At 71.7% G+C, this 12985-nt stretch carries 12 protein-coding genes; 5 read left to right on the forward strand and 7 right to left on the reverse strand.

The features are described from left to right. The first annotated feature begins 1 nt into the window (after window position 1). The 4 genes from trpB (at window position 2) to lgt (ending at window position 3991) form a co-directional block, all read left to right on the forward strand. Entirely contained in the window at window positions 2-1288 is a 1287-nt protein-coding gene (gene trpB / locus AB0I98_RS26345; RefSeq protein ID WP_362945811.1) for a tryptophan synthase subunit beta, read from the forward strand. Next, the gene (gene trpA, locus AB0I98_RS26350; RefSeq protein WP_362945814.1) at window positions 1285-2103 is read left to right on the forward strand and encodes a tryptophan synthase subunit alpha; all 819 of its coding nucleotides are present in this window, start codon (window positions 1285-1287) and stop codon (window positions 2101-2103) included. Before trpB ends, trpA begins: the two co-directional genes overlap by 4 nt. Before the next feature lie 85 nt (window positions 2104-2188). After that, window positions 2189-2962, forward strand: a complete 774-nt coding sequence (locus tag AB0I98_RS26355) for a thioredoxin domain-containing protein (RefSeq protein ID WP_362945817.1) — start codon at window positions 2189-2191, stop codon at window positions 2960-2962. Window positions 2963-3043: 81 nt separating this feature from the next. Then, window positions 3044-3991 carry a prolipoprotein diacylglyceryl transferase gene (lgt, locus tag AB0I98_RS26360; RefSeq protein ID WP_362945820.1) on the forward strand — a complete coding sequence of 316 codons (948 nt, stop codon included), beginning with the start codon at window positions 3044-3046 and terminating at the stop codon, window positions 3989-3991. 68 nt (window positions 3992-4059) lie between these two features. Here lgt and AB0I98_RS26365 read toward each other — a convergent pair whose 3' ends face one another. Genes AB0I98_RS26365 through AB0I98_RS26395 form a run of 7 tightly spaced genes read right to left on the reverse strand, consistent with a single transcriptional unit; the run spans window position 4060 to window position 11880 of the window. Then, window positions 4060-4875 (reverse strand): CoA ester lyase, encoded by an 816-nt coding sequence (locus AB0I98_RS26365; RefSeq protein WP_362945823.1) that lies wholly within the window; start codon window positions 4873-4875, stop codon window positions 4060-4062. Next, complete coding sequence (locus AB0I98_RS26370) at window positions 4872-6125, reverse strand: CoA transferase (protein ID WP_362945825.1); 1254 nt, start codon at window positions 6123-6125, stop codon at window positions 4872-4874. Before AB0I98_RS26370 ends, AB0I98_RS26365 begins: the two co-directional genes overlap by 4 nt. Beyond that, entirely contained in the window at window positions 6122-7015 is an 894-nt protein-coding gene (gene rbsK, locus AB0I98_RS26375) for a ribokinase (RefSeq protein WP_362945828.1), read from the reverse strand. Before rbsK ends, AB0I98_RS26370 begins: the two co-directional genes overlap by 4 nt. Then, the gene (locus tag AB0I98_RS26380; RefSeq protein ID WP_362945830.1) at window positions 7012-8481 is read right to left on the reverse strand and encodes an ADP-ribosylglycohydrolase family protein; all 1470 of its coding nucleotides are present in this window, start codon (window positions 8479-8481) and stop codon (window positions 7012-7014) included. The genes rbsK and AB0I98_RS26380 overlap by 4 nt, the downstream gene beginning before the upstream one ends. After that, window positions 8469-9644, reverse strand: coding sequence for an ADP-ribosylglycohydrolase family protein (locus tag AB0I98_RS26385; RefSeq protein ID WP_362945833.1), 1176 nt, complete (start codon window positions 9642-9644; stop codon window positions 8469-8471). The genes AB0I98_RS26380 and AB0I98_RS26385 overlap by 13 nt, the downstream gene beginning before the upstream one ends. 8 nt (window positions 9645-9652) lie before the next feature. Then, window positions 9653-10768, reverse strand: coding sequence for an ADP-ribosylglycohydrolase family protein (locus AB0I98_RS26390; RefSeq protein WP_362945834.1), 1116 nt, complete (start codon window positions 10766-10768; stop codon window positions 9653-9655). Further along, on the reverse strand, window positions 10765-11880 hold the full coding sequence (locus AB0I98_RS26395) for an ADP-ribosylglycohydrolase family protein (RefSeq protein WP_362945837.1): 1116 nt from the start codon (window positions 11878-11880) through the stop codon (window positions 10765-10767). Before AB0I98_RS26395 ends, AB0I98_RS26390 begins: the two co-directional genes overlap by 4 nt. 270 nt (window positions 11881-12150) lie before the next feature. On the opposite strand from AB0I98_RS26395, the gene AB0I98_RS26400 reads away from it, so the two are divergent. Next, window positions 12151-12882, forward strand: coding sequence for a VIT1/CCC1 transporter family protein (locus AB0I98_RS26400; protein ID WP_362945839.1), 732 nt, complete (start codon window positions 12151-12153; stop codon window positions 12880-12882). Window positions 12883-12985 lie beyond the last annotated feature (103 nt).

A 12985-nucleotide genomic window follows, 5' to 3' on the forward strand; every position in this document is an offset into this window, starting at 1 on the left:
CATGCCCAGCGACTTCTTCATCCCCGACCCCCAGGGTCAAGTCCCCAGCCCCGAAGGCTACTTCGGCGCATTCGGCGGCAAGTTCATCCCGGAGGCCCTCGTCGCCGCCGTGGACGAGGTCGCCGTCGAGTACGACAAGGCCAAGCACGACCCCGAGTTCGCCCGCGAACTGGACGACCTGCTCGTCAACTACACCGGCAGGCCCAGCGCGCTGACCGAGGTGCCCAGGTTCGCCGAGCACGCCGGAGGCGCCCGTATCTTCCTCAAGCGGGAAGACCTGAACCACACCGGCTCCCACAAGATCAACAACGTGCTCGGCCAGGCCCTGCTCACCAAGCGCATGGGCAAGACCCGAGTGATCGCCGAGACCGGCGCCGGCCAGCACGGCGTCGCGACCGCCACCGCCTGCGCGCTGTTCGGCCTCGAGTGCACCATCTACATGGGCGAGATCGACACCCGGCGCCAGGCCCTCAACGTGGCCCGCATGCGCATGCTCGGCGCCGAGGTCATCGCGGTGAAGTCGGGATCGCGCACCCTCAAGGACGCCATCAACGAGGCGTTCCGCGACTGGGTGGCGAACGTCGACCACACGCACTACCTCTTCGGCACGGTCGCCGGCCCGCACCCCTTCCCCGCCATGGTCCGCGACTTCCACCGCGTGATCGGCGTCGAGACCCGCCGCCAGCTGCTGGAGCGCGCGGGCCGGCTCCCCGACGCCGCCATCGCCTGCGTCGGCGGCGGCTCCAACGCCATCGGCCTCTTCCACGCCTTCATCCCCGACCCGGACGTACGCCTCATCGGCTGCGAGCCCGCGGGCCACGGCGTCGAGACCGGTGAGCACGCGGCGACCCTGACCGCGGGTGAGCCCGGCATCCTCCACGGTTCCCGGAGCTACGTCCTCCAGGACGAGGAGGGCCAGATCACGGAGCCGTACTCGATCTCGGCCGGTCTGGACTACCCCGGCATCGGGCCCGAGCACTCCTACCTCAAGGACACCGGTCGCGCCGAGTACCGCGCGGTCACCGACGACGCCGCCATGCAGGCCCTGCGCCTGCTGTCGCAGACCGAGGGCATCATCCCGGCGATCGAGAGCGCGCACGCGCTCGCCGGTGCGCTCGAAGTCGGCCGGGAGCTGGGCAAGGACGGGCTGATCGTGGTCAACCTGTCGGGCCGCGGCGACAAGGACATGGATACCGCCGCCCGCTACTTCGGGCTGTACGACACCGACGCCGAGGTCGCCGCCGACGCCGGCAGCGAGACCGCCGAGATCGAGGGGGACGCCAAGTGAGCGGGAACATCCAGCTGTTGACGGATACCCTCGCCGGCGCGAAGGCGGAGGGCCGGTCCGCTCTGATCGCCTACCTCCCGGCCGGCTTCCCGACCGTCGACGGCGGCATCGAGGCGATCAAGGCCGCCTTCGACGGCGGCGCCGACGTCGTCGAGGTCGGTCTGCCGCACAGCGACCCCGTCCTCGACGGCCCGGTCATCCAGACCGCCGACGACATCGCCCTGCGCGGCGGCGTCAAGATCGCCGACGTGATGCGCACGGTGCGCGAGGCGTACGAGGCGACCGGCAAGCCGGTGCTCGTGATGACGTACTGGAATCCGATCGACCGCTACGGCGTCGAGCGCTTCACCGCCGAACTGGCCGAGGCGGGCGGGGCGGGCTGCATCCTGCCCGACCTGCCCGTGCAGGAGTCGGCGCTGTGGAGGGAGCACGCCGAGAAGCACGGGCTCGCGACGGTCTTCGTGGTCGCGCCCAGCAGCAAGGACGCGCGGCTCGGGCAGATCACCGCCGCGGGCAGCGGCTTCGTCTACGCCGCCTCGCTCATGGGGGTCACCGGTACCCGTGAGTCGGTCGGCGCCCAGGCCCACGACCTGGTCCAGCGCACCCGGGCCACCGGCACCGACCTGCCGGTCTGCGTCGGGCTCGGTGTCTCCAACGCGGCCCAGGCCGCCGAGGTCGCCGGCTTCGCGGACGGCGTGATCGTCGGCTCGGCCTTCGTGAAGCGGATGCTGGACGCGGCGGACGACGCGGCCGGTGTCGAGGCCGTCCGCGGCCTCGCCGGTGAGCTGGCGAAGGGCGTGCGCGGGCAGGCGTAACAACCGGGATTTCATACAGGTCCCTCTTCCGGGTGGACCTGGGGCCGGGGAGGCGCGGTGCGCCTCCCCGGTTCGTTCTGTGGGTGTGAGCGAGAAGAACCGTGAGGGAAAGCGCACCGCCCGTGAGCGGCTGGCGGTCGAGCGTGAGAAGCAGAATGCCGCGGACAAGCGACGACGGGCCCTGATCGTGGGCGCGAGCGTCGTCTGCGTCCTGGGGCTCGCGGCGGTGATCGGCGTCGTCGCGGCCAACGCGGGCAAGGACGACAGCGAGAGCTCGGGCCCGCTCGTGGCGCCCTCGGGGGCGAACGGCGAGGACAATCTCGCCATCCCGGTCGGCAAGAGCAGCGCCAAGTCGACGCTCACGGTGTGGGAGGACTTCCGCTGCCCGGCCTGCAAGTCCTTCGAGACGGTGTACCGCTCGGCGATCCATGAACTGACCGACTCCGGACAGCTCAGAGTCGAGTACCGCCTCGCGACGATCATCGACGGCAACATGCGCGGCACCGGCTCCCGCAACGCGGCCAACGCCGCGGCCTGTGCCCAGGACGCCGGAAAGTTCCCCGCGTACCACGACGTGCTGTACGACAACCAGCCGCCGGAGACCGACGACGCCTTCGGCGAGAACAGTAAGCTCATCGAGCTGGCCGCCAAGGTCGACGGCCTCGACACTCCCGCCTTCCGGACCTGCGTGGAGAAGGGCACCTACAACAACTGGGTCGAGAAGTCCGCGGCCGCCTTCCAGGACGGCGGCTTCAGCGGCACGCCGACCGTCCTGCTCGACGGCAAGAACATCCTGCAGGACCAGTCGATGACCCCGGCGAAGCTGAAGCAGCTGGTGCAGGAGGCGAACAAGGCGTGAGGCGGGGCGTTCGCCCGTTACGCACCCGTTGCCGGGCCGCTTGCCGTGGGCGCGGCCCGGCAGGGTAGCGTCGACCTTGCCATGGAACTTGCCTACATTCCCAGCCCGTCGCGCGGGGTGATCCACCTCGGCCCCATTCCGCTGCGCGGCTATGCGTTCTGCATCATCATCGGCGTCTTCGTCGCCGTCTGGCTCGGCGGCAGGCGCTGGGTCGCCCGGGGCGGGCGGGCCGGCACGGTGGCCGACATCGCTGTCTGGGCCGTGCCCTTCGGCCTCGTCGGCGGTCGGCTCTACCACGTGATCACGGACTATCAGCTGTACTTCAGCGAAGGCCGCGACTGGGTGGACGCCCTCAAGATCTGGGAGGGCGGCCTCGGTATCTGGGGCGCGATCGCGTTCGGCGCGCTGGGCGCGTGGATCGGCTGCCGCCGCCGTGGCCTCCCGCTGCCCGCCTACGCCGACGCCGTCGCCCCCGGCATCGCCCTCGCACAGGCCATCGGGCGCTGGGGCAACTGGTTCAACCAGGAGCTGTACGGGCGGGAGACCGACCTGCCCTGGGCCCTGCACATCACGTCCTCGGCGGACGGCCGGGTGCCCGGGTACTACCACCCGACGTTCCTGTACGAGTCGCTGTGGTGCATCGGCGTCGCGGTCCTCGTCATCTGGGCCGACCGCCGCTTCAAGCTCGGGCACGGGCGGGCCTTCGCGTTGTACGTCGCCTCGTACTGCGTCGGCCGGTTCTGGATCGAGTACATGCGGGTCGACGAGGCCCACCACATCCTGGGCCTCCGCCTCAACAACTGGACCGCCCTGCTCATGTTCCTGCTCGCGGTGGCATACATCGTGGTGTCGGCGAAGAAGCGGCCGGGGCGGGAAGAGATCGTCGAGCCGGATCCGGAGGCGGTCGCGGATGCGGATGCCTCCGGCGGTTCGGACGAGGGTGCTGACGAGGCCGACGGTGACGCTGCCGAGGGCGGCGACGTGAAGGACGAGGCCGAGTCCGAGTCGGGGTCCGCGAAGAAGACCTGAGGGTCGGTTGTACGTCGATGAGGGCGCCCGCGGTTGTGCGGGCGCCCTCGTTGTGTCCGGGGACGGGATCAGCGGCGGCGGCGTGCCAGGGACAGTGTGCGTTGCGCCGCCGCCACTACCGCCGCGTCGATGAACGTTCCGTTCGGGAGGGCCTGGGCGCCCTGGTCTTCTGTGGCTGCCTTGATGATCGTCTCCGCGTGTTCCAGTTCCTTCTCCGTGGGAAGGTAGGCCCGTTCGATGACAGGGAGTTGGCGGGGGTGGATGGCGGCGCGGCCCAGGAAGCCGAGGGTGCGGCCGTGGGCGCAGGACGCGGTCAGGCCGTCCAGGTCGCGGGTGTCGGGGTGGACCGACTGGGGTGGTGGCGGGAGGCCGGCCGCGCGGGCGGCGACGATCACGCGGGAGCGGGACCAGTCCAGGCCCGCGTCGTGCCGTACACCCAGATCGGCCCGGAGGTCCGCCTCGCCCAGGGCGATGCCGTGGAGTGAGGGGTGGGCGGTCGCGATCGCGTAGGCGTGTTCGACGGCGAGGGCGGATTCCAGGAGGGCGTACAGGGGTGGGCCGGAGTGGAGTTCCGCGATGCGGACGACCTGTTCGGGGGTGGACACCTTCGGGAGGCGTAGGCCGGACAGGCCCGGCAGAGATGCCAGTGCGGTGAGGTCGGCCGTCGCGAACGGGCCGTCCAGGGCGTTGACGCGGACGTGGACCGGGACCGGCTGGGGGGCGGAGAGGAGTTCGGCCGCCGCCGCGCGGGCATACGCCTTGCGGTCCGGGGCTACTGCGTCCTCCAGGTCGATCACGACCACGTCGGCGCCCGAGGCGAGGGCCTTGTTGACGATGTGCGGGCGGTCGCCGGGGACGTAGAGCCAGGTCAGGGGGAAGGTCACCGTACGGCCCCTTCTTTGCGCAACGCCTCCAACTCGGTGGCTGTCAGGCCGAGTTCGGTGAGGACCTGCTCCGTGTCCGCGCCGTGCGGGCGGCCGGTCCAGCGGATCGCGCCGGGGGTGTCGGAGAGGCGGAAGAGGACGTTCTGCATGCGGAGGGGGCCCAGTTCCGGGTCGTCGACGGTGGTGGTCGTGCCGAGGGCCTGGTACTGCGGGTCGGTCAGCACATCCCGTACGTCCTGGATCGGGGCCACCGCCGCCTCCGCCTTCTCGAAGGCCGCCAGCACCTCGGCGCGGGGGCGTTCGGCGATCCAGGTGCCGACCGCCTCGTCGAGGACGTCGGCGTGGCGGGCCCGGTCGGCGCCCGTCGCGAACCAGGGTTCGTCGATCAGGTCCGGGCGGCCGACGAGACGCAGCACGCGTTCCGCGACCGACTGGGCCGAGGTCGAGACGGCGACCCAGGTGCCGTCCGCGGTGCGGTAGGTGTTGCGCGGGGCGTTGTTGGCGGACCGGTTGCCGGTGCGTTCCTGCACGTAGCCGAGTTGGTCGTACCAGGTCGGCTGGGGGCCGAGCACCGTCAGGATCGGTTCGATGAGGGCCATGTCGACGACTTGACCGGCGCCCGTGCGGTCGCGGGCGGCGAGTGCGGTCATGACGGCGTACGACGTCGCCAGGCCCGCGATCGAGTCGGCGAGGCCGAACGGCGGGAGCGTCGGGGGCGCGTCGGGCTCCCCGGTGATCGCGGCGAAGCCGCTCATCGCCTCGGCGAGCGTGCCGAAGCCCGGGCGGTGGGCATAGGGGCCGAACTGGCCGAAGCCGGTGACGCGGGTGAGGACGAGGCGGGGGTTGGCGGCCGACAACTCCGGCCAGCCGAGGTCCCATTTCTCCAGGGTGCCGGGGCGGAAGTTCTCGATGACGACGTCGGCGGTGGCGGCGAGGCGCAGGAGGGTGGTGCGGCCGCCGGGCTTGGAGAGGTCCAGGGTGATCGTGCGCTTGTTGCGGCCGAGGAGTTTCCACCACAGGCCGACTCCGTCCTTCGCCGGGCCGTGGCCTCGGGCGGGGTCCGGTTTCGTCGGGTGCTCGACCTTGATGACCTCGGCACCGAAGTCGCCGAGGAGGGTGGCGGCGAGGGGGCCGGCGAAGAGGGTGGCCAGGTCGAGGACGCGGAGGCCGGTCAGCGGGGGCGCGGTGCGGGGTGTGGTGTGGGGTGTGGTTCGTGGTGCGGTTCGGGGCGTGGATTCGGGTGTGCTCATGAGGCGAACTGCGCTTCGATCTCCTGGCGGGTCGGCATCGACGCCGACGCTCCCGCTCGCTGTACGGACAGTGCCGCCGCCGCGGCGGCCCACGCCAGGGCCTCCCGCATGGGGCGCGTCTCTGTGAGCGCCACCGCGAGGGCGCCGACGAAGGTGTCGCCCGCGCCGGTCGAGTCCACGGCGGTGACGTTCGGGGCCGGGACGGTGACCGGCTCCTGGCCGCGGGCCGCGTAGAGGCTGCCGGAGGCGCCGAGTGTGATGACCACTTCCGGCACCTGGTCGAGCAGGACGTACGCGGCGGCGTGGGGGTCGGGGACGCCGGTGAGCGTGGCTGCCTCGTGCTCGTTCGGGACCAACAGGTCGGTGGCGGCGAGGAGTTCGGGGGGCAGGGGCTGGGCCGGGGCGGGGGTGAGGATCGTACGGACGCCATGGGCGCGTGCCGCTCGGGCGCCCGCGAGGACCGCGGTGAGCGGGATCTCCAGTTGGAGGAGCAGCGCGTCGGCGGAGGCGATCAGGCCCTCGTCGCCGGGGGTGAGGTGGTCGACGGTGCCGTTGGCTCCGGGGACCACGACGATCGCGTTGCTGCCGTCGTCGTCCACCACGATGTGGGCGGTGCCGGACGGGCCCTCCGTGGTGCGCAGATGGTCGGTGTCCACGCCGGAGTGTTCGAGGGTGGAACGGAGGCGGCTGCCGAAGCCGTCGTTGCCGACCGCGCCGATCATCGAGACGGTGGCGCCCGCGCGGGCGGCGGCGATCGCCTGGTTGGCGCCCTTGCCGCCGGGGATCGTACGGAACGCGCGGCCGGTGACTGTTTCGCCGCGTTGTGGAGCCTTCTCGACGTAGGCCACCAGGTCCATGTTCGTGCTGCCGAGTACGGCGATGTGGGTCATGGGCGAGAAGCCTCCAGGTGGGTGAGGGCTTGGGTGAGCGCTTGGGTGAGGTGGGCGAGGGTGTCGAAGCCGGTGCCGTTGAAGTCGCCGACGGAGGTGGCCAGTCGGTTCTTGAGAGGGGTCGTCCAGCGGTCGGGGATCGCGGTGGGGGAGCCGGCGAGGAGGGCGGCGATGCTGCCGGTCGTCGCGCCGTTGGAGTCGGTGTCCCAGCCGCCGGAGACGGCACGGCAGATGGAGGTGGTGAAGTCGCCGTTCGCGTGGGTGAGGGCGGCGGTGATCAGGGCGGTGTTGGGGATGGCGTGGACCCAGTGGTGGTCGGCGTAGGTGGTGTGGAGTTCATCCACGACTGTGTCGAAGTCGGTGTGGTCTTCGGCCAGTTGGAGGGCATGGTGGATGGCCTTGGTGAGGCGGGAGTTCGGGGGGATGACCGTGAGGCCTGTGCGTAGGCAGGTGTGAATGTCCTGCGTGCCGGTGGCGGCCGTCGCGATGACCGCCGCCGTGAACATCGCCGCGTAGACGCCGTTCGCGGTGTGGGTGAGGGTGGCGTCCCGGTGGGCCTGTTCCGCTGCGGCGGCCGGGTTGCCGGGGTTGGTCCAGCCGTGGACGTCGGCGCGGATCAGGGCGCCGATCCATTCGCGGAAGGGGTTGCGGTGGCGGGCCGTGTGTGGGGGGTCGATGCCGGTGAGGAGGTTGCGGTAGGCGATGCGTTCGGCGGTGAAGGTGCGGCCTGCGGGGAGTTCGTCGAGCCAGAGGGTGGCTACGTCTTCGGTGGTGAAGGTTTTGCCGTGGCGTTGGAGCAGGAGGAGGTTGAGGAGGGGGTAGTTGAGGTCGTCGTCCTCGGGCATGCCGTCGATGTTTTCGGCGAGGGAGGTTGGTGCGGATCTGCGGTTCCAGGGGTATTTCGTGGCGAGATCCGCGGGGAGGCCCTTGGCTGTGAAGTAGGTGTTGAGGGGCCAGTTGCCGGTGGCCTTGGCGAGGTGGCGGATGCCGGTCAGGGGGAGCTTCTCCACCGGTTTGCCCAGGAGGCAGCCGGCGGCTCTGCCCAGCCAGGCGGCTTCCAGGCGGGCCTGCGTGGGGGCTGGGCGGGGGTGGGTCGCGCAGCCCGGCGCTGGCGGGGTGCCGCCTGCGCCCACCCGTGCCGCCCCAGGCGGCACGCATGCCCGCAGCTTGGGCGGGACAGCAGCCCGCAGCTTGGGGCACAGGGCCCTGATCTTCTCCAGTTCCGTCGGCTCTTGTTCTTCCAATGCGCTTGGCAGGTCCGCCAGTTCGTCCAGCAAGTCCTCTGCGAGTTGTCGCAGGTACCGGGAGGCTCGATCCGGAGATGCGCCCGCCCGTGACGGAGCCTCCTGACCGCCTGCCGCTCGCCATCGCGCCGCGATTCTCGAAGGTTCGCGGCCGTCCAGGGTTGCTTGACGCAGCTCGTGGCCGACCAAGTCCTCCGGCTGGACCCAGGTCAGTCGGAGCATGCCGGGACTCCAAGCTCGGTCAGTGCCTGCTCATGTGCTCGGCGTCGTCGTACGTCCCGTTCGAAGATCTCTCGCGTGACCTGGGTCAGAGTCGTCGCCGGTTCCCACATGTCCAGGCGGCTGGCTTCCGAGACGGTCTTGGACCAGTCCTCCGGGATCGGGGAACCCAGGGCGCCCGAGAGCGCGCCCGCCATCGTGGCGATGGAGTCGCAGTCGCGGCCGTAGTTCACCGAGCCGAGGACCGTGTGGCGGAAGTCGCCGTCGGCGACGACCAACATGCCCAGGGCTACGGGGAGTTCCTCGATCGCGTGGAGGCGGGACGGGCGGCGGGCCGCCAGGGAGGGGGCGCGGTAGTCGGGGCCCACCGTGTCGTACGGGGCGATCGCTTCCCGCAGGGGTGCAAGGGCCGACTCGAAGTCCGAGTGGGTGGAGGCCACTTCGCAGACCTTCTCGATCGCGGCGCGTGTGCCGTCCTTCGCCAGGGACAGGCAGGTCGTGACGACCGAGTCCGGTGTCGCGCCGGGCGTGCAGGCCGCGGCGACCGCCGCCGCGAAGACGCCAGCCGCCTCGCGGCCGTACGAGGACTGGTGGGCGCCGGCGATGTCGAGGGCCTCGGTGTATGCGCCCTTGGGGTTGGCCGCGTTGACCAGGCCGACCGGGGCCATGTACATCGCCGCACCGCAGTTGACGATGTTGCCGACGCCTGCCTCTCGCGGGTCGACATGGCCGTAGTGCAACCTCGCGACCAGCCACTTCTCCGCCAGGAAGACCCGGTGCAGCGGCAGGGTCTCCGTCTCCAGCTCCGGGATCCAGCGCGGGTTCGTCATCAGGTCCGGCACCAGGTGCTCGGCGATCGCGTAGGCGTCCAGGTGGTCGCGGACCTGGGCGTACACCCGTACCAGCGCGTGGGTCAGCAAGGTGTCGTCGGTGATGTGGCCGTCGCCCTTGTGGTACGGGGCGATGGGGCGGGCGGTGCGCCAGGCGTCGCCGTGCCAGGGGCCGACGATGCCGTGGACGCGGCCGCTGTGGCGTTCGAGGATCTGGGCGGGGGAGTAGCCCTCGACGGGGCCGCCGAGTGCGTCGCCGACGGCCGCTCCGACCAGGGCGCCGGTGATCCGGTCCGGCAGAGTGATCGCTGAGGTTTCTTCTCCTTTGGGCGTCATGCCCCGAATCATCCTCCCGGTGGGGCCGGTTGCGCGGCTTCCAGGAGTTCGGCGAGTTCCACCAGGTCGGTGCCGGTCAGGCGGGGGAGGACGCAGCCGGAGAGGGTGCGGCAGGTGTCCCGCCAGGTCGCCGGGATCGCCGCGCCGCCGCCCAGCGCGCCGGTCAGGGCGCCCACGAGTGCCGGGGCCGAGTCCGCGACCCGGGACAGACAGGCCGCCGCGGGGACCGCCTCGGCGATCCTGCCGTGCGCCGCGGTCGCCAGGGCCAGGGCGACCGGGACCGTTTCGGCGGCGGCGATGCCGTAGCTGTAGACGTGGTCGACGATCTGGTGCTCCAGGAGCGGGATCAGTGCGAACGCGCTGTCCGTGTCGGCCGCCAGCTTCAGCGCGTGGCGGGCGTTGCGGCCGACCTCGGTGGACTCGGGGAGTTCCGCGAGGGCGGCCCGCGCGCACGCCTCGACCTCCGCTCCGACCAGCGCCAGCGAAAGTGCCGCCGCCATCGCCCGCGCGCCGTGCACTCCGTCGCCGTCCTGGGTGTAGCGGGCGTCGAACTCGGCGAGGGAGGCGGCGAGTTCGGGGTCGCCGGGGTGGGCCACGGCCAGCACACAGGCCCGTACGCAGGCCGCGTCGTCGAAGTAGTGCGGGTTGTCGTGGCCGGTCGCGGGCGGGCGCAGTCCGGTGGCCAGGTTGCCGAGGCCCGCCCGGACCGAGATACGGGCGCGCAGCGGGAGCACCGCCGACTCGATCTCGGGGGCGCGTTCGGCTGCCGCCGCGACTTCGCTCGCGACCGCGTTCCACGTCAGATCGATGGCGGCCCGCGTACGGCGCTCCCGGCTCAGGTCGCCCAGCGCACTGTCGTCCCCGGCCCGCAGCACCGCCTCCGCCGCGAACACCGCCCACTCCGCGTCGTCGGACGGGCCGAGGCGGAGGGGTTCCGGGGGCTGGTTCAGCGCGATCGGCACGGGGAGCGTGGTCGTCGCGTTCTGCTCCGCGAACGTGTCCAGCTCGCGCGTCAGACGCCGCGTCCACTCCGGCATCCGGGCCGCCCGATGCCGGGCGGCCGGCCAACCGGCGGCATCCCCGGCGGCCAGCCCCAGCAGCAGCCCCTCCACCCGCCGGGTCACGGCCGCACCTCGTCCTCGTCGGCGGCGAGGACATAGAGGGCCACGGGGTCGGACTCCGCCCGCCCCTCATGTCGTACGAGATAGTCCTGCCGTTCCTCTGCCTCTGCCTCCGCGTCCTCTTCTTCCGTCAGCAGGTCCGCCACGTCCAGCACATGGTGGCCCCTCATCGACGGCAGGCAGCTGCCGTGGGCCGGACCGATGGCGGCGGCCCAGTCGGACGGGATGGCGGACGCGCCCTGGGTCGCGCCGGCGAGGGCGCCCGCGACCGCTGCCGTGGTGTCGGCGTCGCGGCCCATGTTCACGGCGGTCAGTACGGCCTGGACGAAGTCGCCGTCGGCTGCCGCGTAGGCGCCGAAGGCGAGGGCGACGGCTTCGGGGGCGAGGTCGGTCCAGGGGTAGCCGCCGATGACGACCGCGGAACGGACCGCGCGTTCGCCACGGTGGGCGACGGCGACGGCGCGGCGCAGGGAGCGGGCCGTCCAGGAGTCGTCCGGGACGACGGCGAGGGCGGATGCGACCACCGCGATCGTCGGGGCGCCGGCCATCGCCGCCGCGACGCCGGCCGCGACCGCCTGGCCGCCGTAGATGCCCTCGCCGTCATGGCTGACCGAGCCGTCGATCGCCACCAGACGGGCCGCTTCGGCGGGGCGGCCCGAGGCGAAGACGCCGAAAGGGGCCGCGCGCATGGCGAGGCCGTCGCTCCAGGCATGGCGGTGCTGGGCGGAGATGGGGGCGGCGAGGCCGCGGCGGAGGTTCTCCAGGGTGCCGCGTTCGCTGAAGCCGGCGCCGCGGAAGGGGCCCTCGTCGCGGTCGGCGATCCACTTGTGCCAGGCCGTCTCCACATGGGAGGGGGTGAGGGCGCTGCCGTGGCGGGCCAGCAGCAGCCCGGAGAAGATCGCGTACTCCGTGTCGTCCGTGCCGGCCGGCTTGTCGGCGACGTAACCGGTGATACGGCCCCAGCGGGCGCGGATCTCGGAGGGCTTCATGTTCTCGGCGGGGGCTCCGAGGGCGTCGCCGACGGCGAGGCCGAGCAGCGCGCCGCGTGCCCGGTCGCGGAGTTCGGCGGCGTTCCCGGGCGCCGGGGCCGAGGGAACGCAGGCGATCGATGCCATAGGGGGCCTCTCCTCCGGGGGCTCCTCCCAGGGCGCGGAGCCCTTTGCGGATGTGTCCCACCGGAGGGGGCCGGGAGAGCGTCGGGGGCCTCAGTGTCACCCGGTCGACATCTGTGCGGGCCTCATGTCGAATGAGCGCTCGATGGTAAAAGCGCAGGTTAGACGAGCCTTTCCTTGCTGGCGGGAGAGGAATCCGAGGCGTAAGTTTGGCGTTGTCAAAGACTGGAATCAGTCTAAACTCAACCTTATCTTAGCTCTGGGGGATCCGGCATGGCCATCATCGAAACCGAAGCGACGCTCCATGAGGCGCACCGCGACAACCACACCCACCGGGATGTGAACGGCGGCTGGCTGCGCCCCGCCGTCTTCGGCGCGATGGACGGCCTGGTCTCCAACCTCGCTCTGATGACCGGTGTCGCGGGCGGCGCGGCCGGTCCGCGGACCATTGTGATCGCCGGGCTCGCGGGTCTCGCCGCCGGGGCCTTCTCCATGGCCGCCGGTGAGTACACGTCCGTCGCCTCGCAGCGCGAACTCGTCGAGGCGGAACTGGACGTGGAGCGGCGGGAGCTGCGCAAGCACCCCCAGGACGAGGAGGCCGAGCTCGCGGCGCTCTATGAGGCGCGCGGGGTCGAGCCCCGGCTGGCGCGGGAAGTGGCGGGGCAGCTCTCGCGCGATCCCGAGCAGGCCCTGGAGATACACGCCCGCGAGGAACTCGGCATCGACCCTGGTGATCTGCCGTCGCCGCTGGTCGCCGCCGTCTCGTCGTTCGGTTCCTTCGCGCTGGGCGCCCTGCTTCCCGTACTGCCGTATCTGCTGGGCGCCAGCGCTCTGTGGCCGGCCGTGCTGCTTGCGCTGCTGGGGCTGTTCGCGTGTGGTGCCGTGGTGGCCAAGGTGACGGCGCGGACCTGGTGGTTCAGCGGATTCAGGCAGCTCGCGCTGGGTGGCGCGGCGGCTGGTGTGACGTACGCCCTGGGCAGCCTGCTGGGAACCGCCGTAGGATAGGGGGACTCGCACTTATGCGTTGGGCCGCATAAGTAGCCGTTACTCGCTGGTTTCGATTGCTTAACCACCGGGCATGAGCCGTAAGCGCTGTGGGCAATGAGGC

Origin of the sequence: Streptomyces sp. NPDC050211 (assembly GCF_040656035.1) — a bacterium.
Taxonomy (GTDB): Bacteria; Actinomycetota; Actinomycetes; order Streptomycetales; family Streptomycetaceae; genus Streptomyces.

Coding starts and splice junctions, on each gene's coding strand:
- AB0I98_RS26385 (WP_362945833.1), bottom strand. CDS start 9,644: ATGACGCCCAAAGGAGAAGAAACCTCAGCGATCACTCTGCCGGACCGG.
- rbsK (WP_362945828.1), bottom strand. CDS start 7,015: ATGACCCACATCGCCGTACTCGGCAGCACGAACATGGACCTGGTGGCC.
- AB0I98_RS26380 (WP_362945830.1), bottom strand. CDS start 8,481: ATGCTCCGACTGACCTGGGTCCAGCCGGAGGACTTGGTCGGCCACGAG.
- lgt (WP_362945820.1), top strand. CDS start 3,044: ATGGAACTTGCCTACATTCCCAGCCCGTCGCGCGGGGTGATCCACCTC.
- AB0I98_RS26370 (WP_362945825.1), bottom strand. CDS start 6,125: ATGAGCACACCCGAATCCACGCCCCGAACCGCACCACGAACCACACCC.
- trpB (WP_362945811.1), top strand. CDS start 2: ATGCCCAGCGACTTCTTCATCCCCGACCCCCAGGGTCAAGTCCCCAGC.
- AB0I98_RS26395 (WP_362945837.1), bottom strand. CDS start 11,880: ATGGCATCGATCGCCTGCGTTCCCTCGGCCCCGGCGCCCGGGAACGCC.
- AB0I98_RS26400 (WP_362945839.1), top strand. CDS start 12,151: ATGGCCATCATCGAAACCGAAGCGACGCTCCATGAGGCGCACCGCGAC.